The 18,329-nt window shown below is 66.3% G+C and carries 19 protein-coding genes; 11 read left to right on the forward strand and 8 right to left on the reverse strand.

The window, feature by feature from the left end; all coding sequences use genetic code 11:
• Position 1: 1 nt before the first annotated feature.
• On the reverse strand, positions 2-1,258 hold the full coding sequence (locus tag ACFQEV_RS04705) for a DNA double-strand break repair nuclease NurA (protein WP_379693047.1): 1,257 nt from the start codon (positions 1,256-1,258) through the stop codon (positions 2-4).
• Positions 1,259-1,389: 131 nt separating this feature from the next.
• Between ACFQEV_RS04705 and ACFQEV_RS04710 the strand changes: the two genes are divergently transcribed.
• On the forward strand, positions 1,390-2,049 hold the full coding sequence (locus tag ACFQEV_RS04710) for an HAD family hydrolase (protein ID WP_379693049.1): 660 nt from the start codon (positions 1,390-1,392) through the stop codon (positions 2,047-2,049).
• Between the two features lie 47 nt (positions 2,050-2,096).
• Here ACFQEV_RS04710 and ACFQEV_RS04715 read toward each other — a convergent pair whose 3' ends face one another.
• The 4 genes from ACFQEV_RS04715 to ACFQEV_RS04730 form a co-directional block, all read right to left on the reverse strand.
• A complete protein-coding gene (locus tag ACFQEV_RS04715) occupies positions 2,097-2,480 on the reverse strand; it encodes a hypothetical protein (protein WP_379693051.1) in 384 nt (127 codons plus the stop codon).
• 96 nt (positions 2,481-2,576) lie between these two features.
• Positions 2,577-2,969: a hypothetical protein gene (locus ACFQEV_RS04720; protein WP_379693053.1), complete on the reverse strand. Its 393-nt coding sequence runs from the start codon at positions 2,967-2,969 to the stop codon at positions 2,577-2,579.
• A 53-nt stretch (positions 2,970-3,022) separates the two neighbouring features.
• Positions 3,023-3,469, reverse strand: coding sequence for a DUF2240 family protein (locus tag ACFQEV_RS04725; RefSeq protein ID WP_379693055.1), 447 nt, complete (start codon positions 3,467-3,469; stop codon positions 3,023-3,025).
• A gap of 54 nt (positions 3,470-3,523) precedes the next feature.
• Complete coding sequence (locus ACFQEV_RS04730; RefSeq protein ID WP_379693057.1) at positions 3,524-3,880, reverse strand: HalOD1 output domain-containing protein; 357 nt, start codon at positions 3,878-3,880, stop codon at positions 3,524-3,526.
• Between the two features lie 132 nt (positions 3,881-4,012).
• Here ACFQEV_RS04730 and ACFQEV_RS04735 point away from each other — a divergent pair, with 132 nt between their 5' ends.
• Positions 4,013-4,390: a 30S ribosomal protein S8e gene (locus tag ACFQEV_RS04735; RefSeq protein WP_379693059.1), complete on the forward strand. Its 378-nt coding sequence runs from the start codon at positions 4,013-4,015 to the stop codon at positions 4,388-4,390.
• Positions 4,391-4,489: 99 nt separating this feature from the next.
• Here the strand turns inward: ACFQEV_RS04735 and ACFQEV_RS04740 are convergent, their stop codons facing one another.
• Positions 4,490-5,491 carry a PhoU domain-containing protein gene (locus ACFQEV_RS04740; RefSeq protein WP_379693061.1) on the reverse strand — a complete coding sequence of 334 codons (1,002 nt, stop codon included), beginning with the start codon at positions 5,489-5,491 and terminating at the stop codon, positions 4,490-4,492.
• A gap of 484 nt (positions 5,492-5,975) precedes the next feature.
• Here ACFQEV_RS04740 and ACFQEV_RS04745 point away from each other — a divergent pair, with 484 nt between their 5' ends.
• The 7 genes from ACFQEV_RS04745 to ACFQEV_RS04775 all read left to right on the forward strand — a co-directional run bounded on the left by ACFQEV_RS04745 (position 5,976) and on the right by ACFQEV_RS04775 (position 12,672).
• Positions 5,976-7,037 carry a PstS family phosphate ABC transporter substrate-binding protein gene (locus ACFQEV_RS04745; protein ID WP_379693063.1) on the forward strand — a complete coding sequence of 354 codons (1,062 nt, stop codon included), beginning with the start codon at positions 5,976-5,978 and terminating at the stop codon, positions 7,035-7,037.
• A 63-nt stretch (positions 7,038-7,100) separates the two neighbouring features.
• Positions 7,101-8,060, forward strand: coding sequence for a phosphate ABC transporter permease subunit PstC (pstC, locus tag ACFQEV_RS04750; RefSeq protein WP_379693065.1), 960 nt, complete (start codon positions 7,101-7,103; stop codon positions 8,058-8,060).
• 1 nt (position 8,061) lies between these two features.
• Positions 8,062-9,720, forward strand: a complete 1,659-nt coding sequence (gene pstA, locus ACFQEV_RS04755) for a phosphate ABC transporter permease PstA (protein WP_379693067.1) — start codon at positions 8,062-8,064, stop codon at positions 9,718-9,720.
• Between the two features lie 9 nt (positions 9,721-9,729).
• Positions 9,730-10,614 (forward strand): phosphate ABC transporter ATP-binding protein PstB, encoded by an 885-nt coding sequence (pstB, locus tag ACFQEV_RS04760; protein ID WP_379693069.1) that lies wholly within the window; start codon positions 9,730-9,732, stop codon positions 10,612-10,614.
• Between the two features lie 194 nt (positions 10,615-10,808).
• Positions 10,809-11,486: a phosphate signaling complex protein PhoU gene (gene phoU, locus ACFQEV_RS04765; protein WP_379693071.1), complete on the forward strand. Its 678-nt coding sequence runs from the start codon at positions 10,809-10,811 to the stop codon at positions 11,484-11,486.
• Between the two features lie 224 nt (positions 11,487-11,710).
• Entirely contained in the window at positions 11,711-12,055 is a 345-nt protein-coding gene (locus ACFQEV_RS04770; RefSeq protein WP_379693073.1) for a DUF6176 family protein, read from the forward strand.
• A gap of 179 nt (positions 12,056-12,234) precedes the next feature.
• A complete protein-coding gene (locus ACFQEV_RS04775; RefSeq protein WP_379693075.1) occupies positions 12,235-12,672 on the forward strand; it encodes a GNAT family N-acetyltransferase in 438 nt (145 codons plus the stop codon).
• A gap of 172 nt (positions 12,673-12,844) precedes the next feature.
• Here the strand turns inward: ACFQEV_RS04775 and ACFQEV_RS04780 are convergent, their stop codons facing one another.
• Positions 12,845-15,070, reverse strand: a complete 2,226-nt coding sequence (locus ACFQEV_RS04780; RefSeq protein WP_379693077.1) for a CDC48 family AAA ATPase — start codon at positions 15,068-15,070, stop codon at positions 12,845-12,847.
• 188 nt (positions 15,071-15,258) lie between these two features.
• Between ACFQEV_RS04780 and larC the strand changes: the two genes are divergently transcribed.
• On the forward strand, positions 15,259-16,668 hold the full coding sequence (larC, locus tag ACFQEV_RS04785) for a nickel pincer cofactor biosynthesis protein LarC (protein ID WP_379693079.1): 1,410 nt from the start codon (positions 15,259-15,261) through the stop codon (positions 16,666-16,668).
• 27 nt (positions 16,669-16,695) lie between these two features.
• On the opposite strand, the gene ACFQEV_RS04790 is transcribed toward larC, so the two are convergent.
• Positions 16,696-17,457, reverse strand: coding sequence for a hypothetical protein (locus tag ACFQEV_RS04790; RefSeq protein ID WP_379693081.1), 762 nt, complete (start codon positions 17,455-17,457; stop codon positions 16,696-16,698).
• A 133-nt stretch (positions 17,458-17,590) separates the two neighbouring features.
• On the opposite strand from ACFQEV_RS04790, the gene radB reads away from it, so the two are divergent.
• A complete protein-coding gene (radB, locus tag ACFQEV_RS04795) occupies positions 17,591-18,286 on the forward strand; it encodes a DNA repair and recombination protein RadB (RefSeq protein ID WP_379693083.1) in 696 nt (231 codons plus the stop codon).
• Positions 18,287-18,329: the final 43 nt, after the last annotated feature.

Here is an 18,329-nt window from a genome sequence, read left to right on the forward strand (position 1 = left end):
GCTACTCGTCTGGACCCCACCGAACGTCGTCGTACCGGCGCACCGCGTCGGACTCGAACTCGTCTTCTAACTTCCGCCGCAGGGCGGCCTTCTCGTGCGCGCTGATGCGCGCCAGTTCGTCGGCCTTCTCGACGGCCTCCGGCGGGCCGCGTTGGGCGGCCACGTCGCGCAGAATCTGCGTCGTGAGCGCTCGCCGCGTCTCCTCCTTCCGGGTGAATGCGTACGGCGCTTCCGCGCGGTAGAGCACGTCCGTCCGGGGGTCGTAGACGACGAAGAACGTCACCTCGTACAGGTCGGCGTCGAGTTCCCGGTCGATGCCGTATGCGTCGCCGTCCGAGGAGAGCGCTCTGTCGGACCCGCCGCGGGAGCGGAACCAGTTCGTGAACGTCAGGTCGCGCGTCCTGCGCCCCTCGTTCCCGTGTCCGGGGGCGTCGCGGCGTTCCAACAGGCGCGTGAAGAACGCCGTGTCGTCGGTCCACGGGGCCTCCATCTCTCGCTCGCGGACGGTCCGGACGACGTGCTTCGCGCTCGGGTTCTTCACGAACCCCACGAGGGGGACGTCCCGCCGGACGAACGACTCGACCAGTCGGACGTAGTTCTCGACGACGCTCCGCGGTTTCGCCTCCCGCGCCAACTCGCTGAGTTCCTCGTCCCTGTCGCGCCAGTTCAGCAGTTCCTTCGGGTAGAGTGGTCCGTCGAGGACGAGCAAGTCCTCCACCTCGTCGGCGTGTTCGAGGGCGTGCGTGCTCTCGGCGAGGTACAGCGAGAGGGCGTGGACGACGCCCTCGGCGTACCGACTCACGCGGGGGGACTGGACGACCCGCCAGCGACAGTACCCGTCGTCGAGTTTGCGCCACGGTTCGTCCAGTGCGACGCTCGCGTCGTTCGCGTGGGCGGTGGCGACGATGCTCCGGCACCGGTGCAGGTCGAGGTCCGAGGGCACGGCGGCCATCGCCGCCTGCGCCAAGTCGAGGACGAGTCCGTTCTTGAACGTCGTCGGGTTGATGGTGCCGGAGTCGAGGCCGTGTACCGTCTCGAACGGCGCGTCGGTCAGCGCGATATCGTCGATTTCGACCGCCTGCAGGCGCTTCTCTCCGAGCACGTCGAGGACGACGTCGCCGTCGGGGCCGTACAGCGGTTCGAGGAACTCCTCCCAGACGCGCCGGGCGAGGTCGGTGTGTTCGTGGTCGTCCACGCGCTTCGCGAGGTAGCTCGCGAGGTTCGCGATGCCGTCTACGTGGACGGGGTCGAGCGTCATTGTCCCTCGTGTTGCGACGGATCGCCAAAAATCCCGTCGCCACGGGACGTCGGCGATTCGGACGCCGACGGCGGCGGAACTGTCGGCGGGGAAGGATAAGGGTCATGCCCGTCCCGCCCCAACCTCGGAGCGTGACTATCCGGGCGGTCGGTTTCGACTTAGACTACACGCTCGCGGTACCGACGAGCGACCGGACGACCATTCTCAACGAGGCGACGGCGGCGACGGGCGCGCCGGAGCTGTCGCGGAGCGCGTACCTCGACGCGCACAGTCAAAACCTGACGAGCGAGACGCGGACGCCCATCTTCGAGCACCTGCTCGCGGAGCGGGGGTCGGACGCCGACCCGGAGGCGCTCGCCTCGGCGTACCGCGAACGCATCGCCGACGCCCTCGTCCCCATCGACGGCGCGCGCGACTTTCTGACGACGCTTCGGGAGACGTACGCCGTCGGGCTCCTGACGAACGGCCCGCGCGTCGCCCAGCGGGACAAACTCGAGACGCTGGGGTGGACCGACGCGTTCGACGCGGCGCTCGTCACCGGCGAACTCCCCGCCGGGAAGCCCGACTCGGCGGCGTTCGAGGCGCTCCTCGAAGCGCTCGGCACCGCGCCCGAGGAGACGGTGTACGTCGGCGACGACGTGGACGCCGACATCGGGGGCGCGGCCGCCGCCGGACTCGTCCCAGTACAGGTCATCTTCGAGGGCGGCCCGGAGCCCGACCCGAAGGCGGCGGCGCACGTCCCGCGCGAGGAGCTCACGACGCGGCTGCCGACGCTGTTAGCGGAACTGTAGCCCGGCCGACCCGGCGTCAGAAAAAGGCGAGACGCGAGCCGCGAACGCTACGCACGGAACGTCCTCACGATTCCGCGGCGGGCCACGCCGATGAGGAACAGCGCGAACACCGCCACGAGGAGCCACCGGCCCGTCTCGGTGCTGAGGGCCTCTGCGAACATCCCCAGCAGGTTGAGGCCGACGGCCTGCCCGATGGCGAACAGGAACAGCACGAAGCCGGCGATGCCGAGTCCCCAGCGCAACGCGGCGCTGGCGAACAGCGTGCCGAGTCCCGAGCGGGCTTCCGCCCGGCGTCCGGCGGGCCGTTGGTCCGTGGCCGGTTGATTCTCGGCGCGAACCTCGCCGGCGGGTTCCTGCGGGTTCCGTCGCTCCGTCACCGTTGCGTCGCTCTGTGCGCGCCGTGGGTCCGCATCTTCGCCTTTTCGGGGCATAGTAACACCCCGGTCAAGCAAAGCACGGGACGCAATTTGGTTACTCGGTACTTAGATGCCGTTTCGTGCCGTTTCACTCCCTTTCGGCCGTCACGTTCATTCTTCTGCGACGGCCCGAAGCGCCGGCAGCAACCACTTCACCTGCGCGCCGTCCTCGACGAACACGAGCGTCCGGGGCGGACGGACGGCCTTCGGACGGACGCGCAGACCCTCGGCGTCGGCCGCCTCGGCGGCGACGTCCACCGCGGCGACGAACTCCGCCCGCGCGCGGTCCGGGTGGACGTACACCTCGGCCACGGCGTCGCCGTCCTCCCCCTTCTCGCCGTCGGCCCCGGTCCGGACGATTCGGTACGCGAGTGCGCCGTCCTCGGTCGGTTCGACGTCCGGGTCGGCGTCGGAGACCCCGAGGGGAAGGTCCTCGTGGCCCTCGACTTCCGAGGCGACGAACTGCGCGATTCGCTTGCCGTCCGTCAGTCTGTCCTCGACCATGCCCGCCGTTCGTCGCCCCGCGGTTTAGGGCGCGCGGTTCGCGCCCTTCGCTCTCACCCGCCGAGTTCGTCCGCCGCCTTCCTCGCGGCGTCGCTCACGTCGACGCCTCGGCGCTTCGCGTACACCGCAGCGGCGGCTTCGACGCTCACGGCGAGTTCTCGCTGGAGTTCGTTCACGCCGGCGACCGCCTCCTGCTTGTCGTGGCCGGCGGCGACGAGGGCGTCGAGCATCTGCTCGAACGCCGACTGCTCGCGGAGAATGGACTGGTCGGGTTCGTACTCCTCGGGTACCGACACCGCCGCGGGGTCGAACGAGGCGACGACGTCGCCGTCCTCCCGCGCGACGAGTCCGCGCCCGGCGGCGACGTCGATGAGTCGCTTCGCTTGGTCGGGGGAGAACCAGTCTCGGTCCAAGGAGAGTGCGACGACGAACTCGCCTTCGCCCAACCGGTCGGTCCCCCGTTGCTTGAACGGCACCGCGACGGCCACCTCGAGGCTCATGGCTCCCCGTGGGGCGGCGACGGACAAGGAATTCCCGGTTCGGTCGGAGGCGAGTCAGTCGTCGGCGGTCCCCTCGCCGCGTTCGAGTTCCGCGTCCGTCCCCACGCCTCCGACGGCCTCCGCGGAGTCGATGGTGACGCGACCGGCGGAGGTGACGGTGACCTCGCAGCCGGCGATTTCGAAGATGAGACGACCGGGGCCGCGCTCCCTCCCGCCGCGTTCCTCAAACACCCGTTCGAGCGAGTCCGGGTCTACGGCATCGTTCAGTTCGACGGGGAGGTCGTTGGGGTGGCACCCAAGCGCTTCTGAGAGCGCGTACACGACCGTCGTGGCGAGGTGTTCGTCTGAATCGCGCGTCACCTCGACCGGACGGACGGGACTGTCCGGGTCCGAGCCGACGTCGGAATGCATGCACGAACCGACGCGTTCGGCTCTTTTAAAATTATCCGGACGGTATCGAACGTGAGAACCGGGCGTCCCCGCGGGGAGTCCCTCCTGCGCTGAGTCGAGCGATTCAAGTACTTACCGGGATTCTCACCGCGTATGAAGGACCAAGGACGCTCGAAGCGAAAGCGTACCGGAGGCCGACTTCGGCGCTCGAGTAACAAGAAGCGCTACCAACTCGGCCGCGAACCGACGGAGACGACCGTCGGCGAACCGCGGTTCCGCACCGTCGACTCCCGCGGGAACCAGAAGAAGGTTCGCGCCCTCTCGACGAACGTCGCGCAGGTCGCCGACGGCGACACGGTCACGGAGGCCGAAATCGAGAACGTCGTGGACAACCCCGCAAACATCAACTACATCCGACGGAACATCATCACGAAGGGTGCCATCCTCGAAACCAGCGAGGGTCGCGCCCGCGTGACCTCCCGCCCCGGTCAGGACGGGCAGGTCAACGCCGTCCTCATCGACGAGGAGTAACGCCTTCGAGCGACCGCCGTTTTCTTCGGAATCTCGCCGCGTAGCGTCGCCGCCGTCGGTTCGGGAGTCGAAAAAGGGTCGGCGTCCGAGGACCGTCGCTCAGGGGGTCGGAGCCGCCTTCTGAAGCGCCGTCTCGGCGATGTTGCCGCCGTAGTCGGCGCTCCGGGAGACGGAGTCAACGATGAGACCGAGCAGTTGCGCGCGCGCGGGGTCAAGTTCGCGCAGGAGTTCGTCGATGGCGCGGGCGCGTTCGTCGATAGCCTGCACCGATTCGCGCGCCTCGTTGGCGAGGCGCGTCGCCTCGGAGCTCTCCTCGGTGAACAGCGCGTCCATCCCGTCGTCTACGACCTTCGTGGCCTCCGTGTACAGCTCGCGGAGGGCGTCGGCCACGTCGTCGGGGACGGGTTCCTGAATCTCCAGCGTGAGGTGGGCGATCTTCGTCGCGTGGTCCGCGACGCGTTCGAGCTGTCGGGCCGCCGACTGGTAGTCGAAACACACCTCCCGCGGCAGTCCCAGTTCCTCGGCGGCCTTCGGCGTCCGGAGCGTCGCCCGGAAGATGCGCGAGACGACCATCCAGAGGCGGTCCACGTCGTCGTCGCGTTGGATGACGTCCAGTGCCATGTCCTGGTCGAGCTCCGTGAGCGCCTCGATGGCGTCTTCGAGCATCGAGAGGGCGATGAGGCGCATCCGCGTCACCGCGTTGTGGATGGACAGCTCGGAGGAGTCCAACAGGTCCCGGATGACCACTCTGTCGCGCGTCTCTTCGAGCACCTCCAAGCCGACGAGACTCTGCGTCGCCTCGCGGATGGTCCGGCGTTGGTCGGTCGTGATGCGACCGCTCTCTAACCCGATGATGTCGAACCCGCTGACGTACATCGTCATCACCGCGCGCATGAGCTCGTCGCTCTCTAAGTTCGTGATGTCGAGCGTCCCCTCCGTCCGTTCCTCCTCCGTCCGCGGGGTGAGAAACAGGGAATCGCCCTCGGGGTAGAACTCCACCTCGCTCCCCGCGGAGATTCCGTTGGCAGTCGCCCAGTCCTTCGGGATGGACACCGTGAACGTCGACCCGCCGGTCACCTGCACCTTCCGGGTTTCGACCATACGAGGGTGTGCGATTGTATAGGACATAAATCTGCCTTTTCCTATATACTATTGCCATCCCCTCCGGTGCCGCCGGTCGCCGAGACGGGCTTTCCCGCTTCACGAGGGCATGGAGGCTCTACGATGGCGTGTTCGAATGAGTACCTCGGCCGAACGAGCGCTAATTTCGCCGCCGAACGGGGTTCTCTGCCGATTCACCATACCACTATATACAACCGGCTCTCCTAATCTAACCGTCCGGTGGCGGGCCGAGTGGCTTCGCCCGGACCGGTACGAGATGGAGAACTATGCTTTATCTATCATACTACTGCATTCAGAGACGGCGTTCATAGACGTTCTCGGGGCGGTTTGACGGTTTCGGGCGTGCAAAAGACGGCAGCGACCTGTCGTTTTCCGGAGGTAGAACGTACAACTATGAATGAATATTTTGTCTATATAGCCATATTAGCAGGGGTTTTAGTCTCTCTTCGGATATCTAGGGGTGATGACGCGCCAAAGTAAGCGGACGGGATCGAACCTCTCACGCCGTAAGTTCATCGTCGGCGCCGGTGCGGCCGGCGTCGCCGGGCTGGCCGGTTGTACTCGGAGCGGCGAATCGGGGAACCCGACCGAGTCGGGCGGCGGTTCGACGGACTCCGGCGGTGAGAGTACGGAGGGAACCCAGAGCGAGACGCTCTCGGGCGACATCAACATCGCGGGCTCCTCCACCGTGTTTCCGCTCGCTACTGCGATGGCCGAGCGATTCCAGAAGAAGCACTCGAAGGTCAGCGTCAACGTCCAGTCCACGGGGTCCGGCGGCGGCTTCGCCAACTACTTCTGCACCGGACAGACGGACTTCAACAACGCGTCGCGCCCCATCAAGAAAGAGGAGAAACAGCAGTGTTCCTCCAACAACGTTGAGCCCGTCGAACTGAAGGTCGCGACGGACGCGCTCACGGTCATCGTCAACAACAAGAACGACTGGATCGGCGAGGGCCTCACCGTCGAGCAGCTCCGGCAGATATGGTCCGCCAAGAGTAAGCCGAAGACGTGGGCGGACGTCAACCCCGAGTGGCCCGACGAACCCCTCGAACTGTTCGGTCCCACCGACGCGTCGGGGACGTACGACTACTTCATCGAGGCCGTCCTCGGCGAGGAAGGCCCGGGTCACCGTCAGGACTACTCCGCGACCGAACAGGACCGCACCATCGTGCAGGGCGTCCAAGGGTCGAAGTACGCGATGGGGTACCTCGGCTTCGCCTACTACAGCGAGAACAAAGACGCCGTGCAGGCCGTCCCCATCAAGGACGGCGACGGCGGCTACGTCAAGCCCTCGCTCGACAACGCGCTCCAGGGCAAGTACACGCCGCTCTCCCGTCCGCTGTTCACCTACGCCGCGAAGTCGTCGCTCTCGAAGAACCACGTCGCCGAGTTCGCCAAGTTCTGGCTCCAGAACGCCACCAGCAAGAAGATCGTCGCCGAGGAAGTCGGCTACGTTCCGCTCAGCGACGAGGAGCAGAGCAAGATGATGAAGAGACTCGAATCCGCCATCCAAGAGGCGAACTGAGGCTTCACTGGGCGGAATCTCCTAACGAAGCGTTTTTTCATAACCCCCGAGTCATACCACACAATGAGCACAGACGACTTAGAATCTGACCTCACGCGGCAGACGGAGAACTCGCCGCGTGAGTTGCTGACGCGGTCGTTCTTCTTCCTGTGCGCGGTACTCTCCGTCGTTACGACCATCAGCATCGTCGCCCTGCTCGTCACCGAAGCGGCGAAGTTCTTCAGCATCACCGCGCCGCTCATGGGCGTCGAAGGCCAAACCGCGTCCCTCGTTGAGTTCCTCACGGGGACGACGTGGCAGATAAACAGCCGGGAGTTCGGCGTGCTGGCGCTCGTCTCCGCGACGCTCATGATAACCATCGGATCGGCGGTCATCGCGCTTCCGCTGGGCGTGGCGACCGCCATCTACCTCAGCGAGTACGCGAGCGCGCAGGCCCGGTCGGTGCTGAAGCCGGCGCTCGAAATCCTTGCGGGCGTCCCGACGGTCGTCTACGGGTTCTTCGCGCTCATCTACATCACGCCCGCCTTGGAGGTCATCTTCCCGAGCATCGGGACGTTCAACCTGCTCTCGGCGAGCATCGTCGTCGGCATCATGATCATCCCGATGGTCGCCTCCATCAGCGAGGACGCGATGTCCGCCGTCCCGGACGAACTCCGGCAGGCGGGGTACGGGATGGGCGCGACGAAGTTCGACGTCTCGACGGGAATCGTCGTCCCCGCCGCCCTCTCGGGCATCTTCTCCTCGTTCATCCTCGCGCTGTCGCGGGCCATCGGCGAGACGATGGCCGTCACCGTCGCCGCGGGCTCGCAGGCGCGGTTCCTCAACCCGTTCGACCCCACCTCCTACCTCGAAGGGGCGCTTCCGATGACGGCCGCGATGGTCCAACTGCTCACCGGCGACATCACCGGCGGCGGCCTCGCGTACCGCAGCCTGTTCGCCATCGGCCTCGTCCTCTTCGTCATCACGCTCGTCATGAACCTCATAAGCGACATCGTCGCGCAACGCTACCGGGAGGAGTACTGAGATGGCAACGGAACGCGAATCCGGACAGGTACAGAGCTTCGGACAGGTCAGCCGGACGGTCGGCACCGTCTTCCGGTACCTGCTCATGGCCGCGACGATGTTCGGCATCGTCACGCTCGGCGTCCTCCTCGTCTACGTCGCCAACGACGCGATACAACCGCTCACCGCCGACCCCGGCTGGTACCTCGTCTTCTTCCTGACGCTCGTCCTCCCGGCGACGCTCGTCGGCGGCTACCTCGCACTGCGGCGGGTGTCCGCGCTCAAACTCGGCACGATGGTCGTCGGGATGCTCGTCGTCACCCTCATGTTCAGCGGCGGCGTCGCAATCGTCTTCGTCGACATCATCCCACCGCTCGTCGGGTTCTCCTACGCGGTTGCGCTCGCACTCCCGGTGGCCGCCGTCGTCGTCCTGACGAAGTACGACCGACACATCGGCTTCACGGCTCGGCTCGTTTCGACCGCCGCCCTCTTCTACCTCTCGCTGTTCGGCCTCCCGGGCCCCGTCGGTGAAGCGCTGGGGATCCCGCCGCTCCTTCACGGCGTCGCCGGAGTCGTGCGGTCCGCGCCGTTCGTGCCGCTCGATTGGATAATGGTCACGCTCGTCGTCGGGTCGGTGGTGGCCGTCGCGGTCGGACGGTACGCCGCCGGCATCTTCGAGTCCACCCGCGCGGGCGTGTACGCGGGCGTCGCCGCCATCGCCGCGACGGCCGCGGGCGCACTCGCCGGTCCGTTCGTCGGCATCGACCCCGTTTCGACGGCCATCGTCACCGGCGTGGCGTTGGTCCCCACCGCGACGTACGCCGGCGGGGCGGCCGTCGTGCGCGAGGAGGACCGACTCGGACTACTCTTCGCCGCCGTCGTCATCGGCGGTTCGCTCCTCGGCGCCGCCGCCGTGGACGTCCTCGGCTTCGCGGGGCCGCAGTCGTGGGTCGATTGGCAGTTCCTCACCAGCGCCCACAGCGGGACCGCCGAGAACGCCGGTCTGTACCCGGCCATCGGCGGGTCGATACTGCTGATGTGTACGGTCGCCGCACTGTCGTTCCCGCTGGGCGTCGGCGCGGCGGTGTACCTCGAAGAGTACGCCCCGAACAACGCGTTGACGCGCTTCATCGACGTGAACATCTCGAACCTCGCGGGCGTCCCGTCCGTCGTCTACGGGCTGCTCGGACTCGGCGTGTTCGTCACGTACCTCAACCGGCCGACCGGGACGGTGCTCATCGGCGGCGCGACGCTGGCGCTCCTCATCCTGCCCATCGTCATCATCTCCGCGCGGGAGGCCATCCGGTCGGTCCCCTCGGACATGCGGCAGGCGTCATACGGGATGGGCGCGACGCGGTGGCAGACGATCAAGAACGTCGTGCTGCCCGAGGCGTTCCCCGGCATCCTCACCGGGACGATTCTGGCGCTCGGACGCGCCATCGGGGAGACGGCGCCGCTGATCATGATCGGCGCGCCGAACGTGCTGTTCAACCTGCCGACGGACCTCACCTCGAAGGTGAGCGCGATGCCGCTTCAGGTGTACGCGTGGTCGAGTCTGTTCGCCAGCGAGGACTTCTACACCAAGGCGGTGCCCGCGGGCGTGGTGGTGTTGCTCGCGGTGTTGCTGGCGATGAACTCCATCGCGATCGTCCTCCGGAACAAGTATGAGAGCGAAAGCTAACTTCCAACTATGAGCCAAGAAGACACAGAGACGGATTTCGGTTCGCGGGAGCGGGGTGAAGACGACCCGACGAACGACGACATGCTCGTCGAGACGGACATCAGCGAGAGCGTCTCGCCCTCGGAGTCGCAGACGCACCGCCGGAACACCATCGTGCGCGCGGAGAACGTCAACGTCTGGTACGGCGACGACCAGGCGTTGAACGACATCACGATGGAGATTCCCGAGAACAGCGTCACCGCGATGGTCGGCCCCTCCGGGTGCGGGAAATCGACGTTCCTGCGCTGTATCAACCGGATGAACGACCTCATCGACAGCGCTCGCGTCGAGGGAAGACTGACCCTCCGCGGGAAGAACGTCTACGACTCCGACGTGGACCCCGTCGCCCTCCGCCGCCGCGTCGGGATGGTGTTCCAGGAGCCGAACCCCTTCCCGAAGAGCATCTACGACAACGTCGTCTACGGCCTCGAGATTCAGGGGAAGGGCGGCGACTACGACGAAATCGTCGAGCAGTCGCTGAAGCGCGCGGCCCTCTGGGACGAGGTGAAGGACCGACTGGACGAGTCGGGCCTCGAACTCTCCGGGGGCCAACAACAGCGTCTCTGCATCGCGCGGGCCATCGCGCCGGACCCGGAAGTCCTCCTGATGGACGAACCCGCGTCGGCGCTCGACCCCGTCGCCACCTCCCAAATCGAGGACCTCATCGAGGAGCTCGCCGAGGACTACACGGTGGTCATCGTCACCCACAACATGCAGCAGGCCGCCCGCATCTCCGACCAGACGGCCGTCTTCCTGACGGGCGGCGAACTCGTCGAGTTCGACGACACCCAGAAGATATTCGAGAACCCCGACAGTCAACGCGTCGAAGACTACATCACCGGGAAGTTCGGATAACCCCCGTCCGTCGTCGGCGGCGGCACCCGCCGCCGTCCGTCTTCTTGGCTTTCCCCGATTCCGCCGCTGGATCGCGTGGCTCCCTATTTCGACGAGTGAGTACCGATTCGGCGGTGTCGAAGCGACGTAAGTATATAGTTCTAAATACGCCTATATGCGACACCCTTATTCCGTTTCCTTACCTCCTCACGGACATGCCGCGACAAGAGTATCAAGCGTCCCTCCAATCTCTCCGCGACGACGTTCTCTACTTGAGCGAGATCGTCGCGGAACGTCTCCGGACGGGACTCACCGCACTCGAACAGAAGGACACGGAGTTGGCCCAGGAGGTCATCGAAGGCGACGACGAGGTGAACCGGCGGTACTTGGACCTCGAACAGGACTGCATCGACCTCATCGCACTCCAGCAACCGGTCGCCTCGGACCTGCGATTCATCGCCGCGTCGTTCAAGATCATCACCGACCTCGAACGCATCGGCGACCTCGCCGTCAACCTCGCGGACTACACGCTCTCGGCGGAGCGAGACCTGTTCCCCGAGGTCAACGTCCAGCAGTTGGGCGAAGTGACGTTGGAGATGCTCAACGCCGCGATGCAGGCGTACGAGAAGGAGGACACCGAACTCTGCTACAAGGTCGCCGAACGCGACGACGAGTTGGACTCGATGTGCGAGGTGGCGAGCGAAATCGTCGTCCGCGACCTCATCGAGTCGGACCCCTTCTCCGACGAGGAGTTAAACTCCGAGGACTACATGGAGGACGTCTCCCGACTCCTCCTGACGATTCGTGACCTCGAACGCGTCGGCGACCACGGGGTCAACATCGCCGCCCGGTCGCTGTACATGATCGAAGACGACGACGAACTGCTGTACTAGGATCCCACCTTTTTGCAGATTCGGGTCGCGCTCCGCGCGACCACTCACCGCAAAAAGCTGGACCAAAAGGCCACGAGACTCGGCCGACGGCCGAGTCTCGCGGTACAACTCGGTGTCAGATATCTAACACGTAGAACACTCCCGAGAGGGACGACTGGCAACTCGTACGCTGGTGGCCGAGAGGTGACGTTTATGCTGACGCGTGACGACCGTGTACCGATAGTATGTCCGACGTCGTTCTCACGAAGAACAGAATCGAGCCGGGGAAGACGGACCGACTTCGGGAGTGGATGGCGGAAATCACGACTCGGCGCGAGGAAGCCATCGAAACGCTCCGGTACGAGGGCATGATCTCGGAAGCGGCCTTTCTGGAACGGACGGACAGTGACGACTACCTCGTGTACTACATGGAAGCGGAGGACATAGACGGGGTGTACGAAGCGTTCCGATCGTCCCCGTACGAAATCGACCGCGAACACGGAGAGATTCTGGACGAGGTGTTAGCCGACGATCAGCCGAAGCGAGATATCGAACTCCTCTATCATCTCGTGAACCCGGAGAGCCGATAAGCGAGAGCGGGAACGCCCGCTAGTCGAACACGCGGTCGAACGCGGACGTGCGTCGCAGGGGGGCGGGGATCGTCGAACGCTTTCGCCGTCTCGGTCGTCGCAGAAAGTGAGCGCTGGACGGTAACGCACCGCGTACGACCGGTACCGATTTGTTCACGAAGTGGGAGATGCGGGGGAGGATGACCGACATACGGACGCTCTCGCCCGACGACGCGGACGAACTCGCCGCCCTCTACGAGGAGTACGAGTGGTGGGCCGACCGGGACGCCGACGGCGTTCGGACGGCGTTGGCCGAGACGGACGTCGCAGTCGGCGTCGAAATCGACGGCGCTCTCGTCGGCGCGGCGCGGGTTCTGACCGACTACACGTACTACGCGAACGTCTTCGACGTCATCGTCGCCGCCGACCACCGCGGCGACGGCGTCGGTGAAACTCTCGTGGAGGCCGTCGCGGACCGTCCGGAACTCCGAGACGTACCCGGTCTCTCGCTTCTCTGTCGTCGCGGATTGGTCCCGTTCTACGAGTCGGTCGGCTTCGAACTGTTCGACCCCGAAATCGAGATCCCCGAGGGTGGCACCGAGGAGTTGGTCCGGATGACGTACGAACAGAGCGATTGAGCCGCGAACCGCCGGTATCCTCACAGAGCGCTAAAAAGGAACACCGCTACGAGGGAACCGTACCGCACCGAAGCGAACGAAGTGAGCGAGGTGCGGCCCTTTTTGGTCCAGATTTTTGGAGGGGGTTCGAGCGCGCCTCCGGCGCGCGAGGACCCCCTCGAAAAAGGTGGGCTTATTGGAACCCGATGCGGCCGTCGCGCCGGCCTTCGAGTTGCTCTTGACCGCCGCCCTTGAACTGATCCTGCATCTGCTCGTAGTAGTCCATCAGGTCGTCGGTGATGGTCGGGCGGACCGACTCCATCGCCTTCCGGAAGTGCCGCATCTCGATTTCGACGGCGTCGTCGTCCTCGCGGAGGGCTTCGATGGCCGCCTCGCGCGCGATGGATTCGAGGTCGGACCCGACGTAGCCGTCGGTTATCTCGGCTATCTCGCGGAGGCTCACGTCGGGCGCGAGCGGACTGTCGCGGGTGTGAATCTTGAGAATCTGCTCGCGACCCTCCTCGGAGGGTTCGCCGATGAGCACCAACCGGTCGAAGCGACCCGAGCGGATGAGCGCGGGGTCTATCATGTCCGGCCGGTTCGTCGCTCCGATGACCATCACGTCGCCGTTCTCCTCCAGACCGTCGAGTTCGGTCAGCAGTTGGTTGACGACGCGTTCGGAGACGTTGTTGCCCATGTCGTTGCCCCGACTGGGCGCGAGGCTGTCGAGCTCGTCGAAGAAGATTATCGTCGGCGACACCTGCCGGGCCTTCCGGAACGTCTGCCGGATGGCCTTCTCGGATTCGCCGACCCACTTCGACAGCAGTTGCGGGCCGCGCACCGAGATGAAGTTCGCGTTCGTCTCGTTGGCGACGGCCTTCGCGATGAGCGTCTTCCCCGTCCCCGGCGGGCCGTACAGGAGGACGCCCTTCGGCGGGTCGATGCCCATCCGCTCGAACTTACCCCTCGACGTGAGCGGCCACTCGACGCTCTCTTTGACCTTCTCTTTGGGCTCTTCGAGTCCGCCCACGTCGTCCCACGTTATCTTCGGGAGTTCGACGAGGACTTCGCGCATCGCCGAGGGTTCCACCTCGTTGAGTGCGCCCTCGAAGTCCTGCCGCTTCACGATCATCCGGTCGATGAGGCTCGGCGGGATGTCCTCCTCGTCTAAGTCTATCTCGGGGAGGTAGCGCCGGAGCGCCTTCATCGCGGCCTCCTTCGTCAGGGCCTCGATGTCCGCGCCGACGAAGCCGTGCGTCTCGTCGGCGAGGTGGTCCAAGGAGACGTCGTCCGAGAGCGGCATCCCGCGGGTGTGAATCTGCAGGACCTCCTTCCGTCCCGTCTCGTCGGGGACGCCGATCTCGATCTCGCGGTCGAACCGACCGGGGCGGCGAAGCGCCGGGTCGACGGAATCGACGCGGTTGGTCGCCGCGATGACGATGACCTGTCCGCGCGTCTCCAACCCGTCCATCATCGTCAGGAGTTGGGCGACGACGCGGCGTTCGACCTCGCCGGTCACGTCCTCGCGCTTGGGCGCGATGGAGTCCAGTTCGTCGATGAAGATGATAGACGGCGACTCCTCTTTGGCGTCCTCGAATATCTCGCGGAGCTGCTGTTCGGACTCCCCGTAGTACTTCGAGATTATCTCGGGGCCGGCGATGGAGAAGAAACTCGCCGACGTCTCGTTGGCGACGGCCTTCGCGAGCAGCGTCTTCCCGGTGCCCGGCGGGCCGTGGAGAAGCACCCCCTGCGGCGGTTCGATGCCGAGTTTCTTGAAGATCTGCGGGTGCTTCATCGGGAGTTCGACCATCTCCCGGACGCGCTGAATCTCGTTCTGCAGGCCGCCGATGTCCTCGTACGTGATTCCGCCGCCGGTCTTCTCGAACCCGGAGATGGGCTCCTCGCGGAGTTCCACCTCGGTGTCCTCGGTGACCAGACAGACGCCCTCCGGATCGGTCTCGACGGCGATGAGCGGAATCGCCTGCCCGGGCGACCGCATGAAGGGGTGGTTCGTCGAGGACATCACCGGGACGATGTCGCGTTCGACGACCGGCCGCTTCAGAATCTGCCGTTTGACCATGCCGGCGGCGTCGGAGCCGAACTGGACGCTCGCCTCCTCGGGCGGGGCCAAGACGAGCTTCTCCGCCTTCTTCGCTTCTGCTTTTCGGATGGTCACCCGTTCGCCGATGCCGACGTCGGCGTTCTGTCGGGTGAATCCGTCGATGCGAACCGTATCGGTGTTCCAGTCTTGCCGGTCTGCACGCCACACCTTCGCTGCGGTCGTCTCGCCGCCCTCTATCTCGATGATGTCGCCCGGTGAGAGCTTGAGATGGAGCAGCGTGTCCGGGTCAAGACGGGCGATACCGCGACCCGAGTCGTTCGGGTACGCCTTCGCCACTTCGAGTTGGACTTCGTTCATGATTGCCTCGCGGGGATGCCTCAGATTCGGTCACGGCGAGGGTTAAGTGCTTCCCTGACCCCGCCGACAGAGAGTCGAACCCCAGTCTGTGACACTATGTGGCACAGTACGCTTCGAGGATACTAATCCCTACCGACAGCGACACCGAATGCCGCATGGTTTTCACCGCCCGACGCTTTCGCTCGGGCATGCGAACACTCGCGTTCGACGGACGGATGGGCGCAAGCGGCGACATGATTCTCGGGTCGTTGCTCGCCGCCGGCGCGGACCGGTCCGTCCTCTCCCCCGTCGAGGAGGCACTCGACGTCCGGTACGACGTCGGCACCGTCGAGAAGAACGGCATCGCCGCCACGAACGTGCGCGTCCTCGTGGACGGGGACGCCGAGGAGGACGGCGGAAGGACGGAGGACGCCGGAGAGGCGGAGAACGGCGACGCCGACGCCCACGCCGGCGACCACTCCCACGAGGACCACGCTCACGACGAGGAACACCATCACCACGCACACGACGACGACCACTCGCACGGTCACGACCACGGCCACTCGCACGCTCATCACCACGGCGACGACTCGCACGACCACGGCGACGAGACGCCGGCGGAGGGACACGGCCCGCACCGGTCGTACGCCGAAGTCGTCGAACTCGTCGAGTCGATGGACCTGCCGACGGGCGTCGAGTCGGACGCGAAGGCGGTGTTCCGCATTTTGGGCGAGGCGGAGGCGGCCGTCCACGGCACGGATCTCGAAGAGACGCACTTCCACGAAGTCGGCGCGGACGACGCCATCGCGGACGTGGTGGGGGCGTGCCTCCTTCTGTCGGATCTCGGCGTCGAACGCGTCGTGACGACGCCCGTCGCGGCGGGCGGCGGCGAGACGACGATGAGTCACGGAACCTACCCCGTGCCCGCGCCCGCGGTGGTCGAAATCGCGGAACGCGCCGACTGGGCGATGAAAGGCGGCCCCGTCGAAGCGGAACTGCTCACGCCGACGGGCGCGGCGATTCTCGCGCACGTCGCGGAGGGCGTCGACACGCTCCCGCCTCTGACGGTCGATTCCTCGGGCTACGGCGCGGGCGGGTGGGAGTTCCCCGACCACCCGAACGTCCTGCGGACCCTCGTCGGCGACGGGTCCGGCCGCCTCGCGCGCGACGAGATAACCGTCTTGGAGACGAACCTCGACGACGCGACGCCGGAACTCATCGGGAGCCTGCAGGAGTCGCTGACGGAGGCCGGCGCGCGCGACGTGGCGGTCCTCCCGGCGACGATGAAGAAGTCCCGGCCCGGCCACCTCGTGAAAGTCGTCGTGCGCCCGGAGGACGCCGACCGCGTCGCGCACCGACTCGCCGTCGAAACCGGCACCTTGGGCGTCCGCGAACACGGGGCCGGACACCGCTGGATAGCCGCCCGAGAGTTCGAGACGGCGACGCTCGAAATCGGCGACGAGGCGTACGAGGTGGCGGTGAAGGTAGCGTCCGACGCGGCGGGCGAGGCGTACGATTACAGCCCCGAGTACGACGACGCCCTCGCCGTCGCCCGCGAGACCGGCCTCCCCGTCCGGGAGGTCATGCGCCGGGCGGAGTCGGCCGTCCGCGAGAAGTAGCGCTCCGTCTCCGACGACGGGCCGTTTTCACTTCCCCGTCGAGTCGTCGCGGGCGTTGCCCCGGATTCGGTGCTCGTCTAAGGCCTCCGCGACGGTGAGTTCGCCGGCGGCAACCCGTCGGGCGAGTTCCTCGTCGATGGTTCGGTTGTCCTCGGACTCGTGTCGGGAGCGGTCTTTGATTCGCTGGAGTTCGCCCGAGGTGGGTTCGATGTCGCGCGACTCCACGACCGACCCCTCCCGCCGGGCGATGTTGACCGCCGCGAGGACGTCGCCCATCCCGCGCGCGCCGGTGCCGAGGTACGGCGTCGTCCCCGTCTCGTCCACGAGTTCGACGGTCACGTCTTCGAGTTCGTTGACGATGGTCGCGCCTTGGATGCGCGCGCCGTCGCCGACTCTGACGACCGGGTCGGGGACGTCTTCGACTTCGCGGCGAATCGTCTCTACCGCGTCCGCGAGGGGGACGTGGAACGCCGAGACGACCGTCTCGCCCGCGAGGACGGCGACGCCCGGCCGGGTTCCGGGGTCCACGCCGACTATCGTCCGCCCGCCGCCGCCCCGGAGCACCGCGATGGCCTCCTCGACCGCCTTCCGGGACTCGGCCGCCGTGGCGACGACCGTCTCCGCGCCCTCCGGCACCGACACCTCGTCGGTCGGCGAGACGATGAACACCTCCGCGCCGTCGGGGAACTCCTCGTCCGGTTCGACGGTGGTGAACGACACGCCGCGGTCGCGGAGTTCCCCGACCACGTCGTGGTAGAGTTCGAAGTCTGCGGTAGCGACGACTATCACGCCGTCGGATTCGACGCCGGAGGGGTAAAACGTGTCGCGCCTCGACGCCCGACGGCGGACGCCCCCGCCGCCGGCTATCGGCGGTGAGACCCGGACCGGGGGCTTTTTCGGCGGACGACTCGGACGTTCCTCCGTGTCCGAAGCAGTAACCACCGGGTGCCGCGCGCTCGACGACCTTCTCGGGGGCGGATTCGAACGCGGCACCGTCACGCAGGTGTACGGGGCCCCCGCCGCGGGGAAGACGAACGTCGCCCTCTCGGCGGCGGTCCGCGCGGCGGCGGCGGGGGGTACCGTCGTCTACATCGACACCGAGGGGCTGTCGGTGGACCGGTTCAGCCAACTCGCGGAGCACGTCGCCGGCGACGACCAGTCCGTAGAGGACGTCACCTCCCGCCTCATCATTTCGGAGGCCCACGACTTCGAAGAGCAGGAGGAGGCCGTCCGCGATGCCGAGGAGTTCGCCGAGCAGGCGGACCTAGTGGTTCTCGACAGCGCCACCGGGTTCTACCGCCTCGAACGCACCGCGGAGGGCGACGGCGGCGAGTCGCTCCGCCGGGTGGCCCGGCAGGTGACGCACCTCCTGTCCCTCGCGCGGAAACACGACCTCGCGGTGGTCATCACGAATCAGGTGTTCACCGACCCCGACACCGACCGGGCGAAAGCGCTCGGCGGCCACACCCTCGAACACTGGACGGGGGCAGTCGTCCGCCTCGACCGCTTCCGCGGGGGGAACCGCCGCGCCACCTTGGAGAAACACCGCGCGAAACCCGCCGGCGAGACGGTCACGTTCAAAATCACCGACGCCGGGCTGGAGACGGCGGACGTCTGAGGGACCGTCGGCGTCGGCGGCGAGAACCGGCGATCTCCTCGGA

This window comes from Halopelagius fulvigenes (assembly GCF_042662625.1).
In the GTDB taxonomy this organism is placed as follows: Archaea; Halobacteriota; Halobacteria; order Halobacteriales; family Haloferacaceae; genus Halopelagius; species Halopelagius fulvigenes.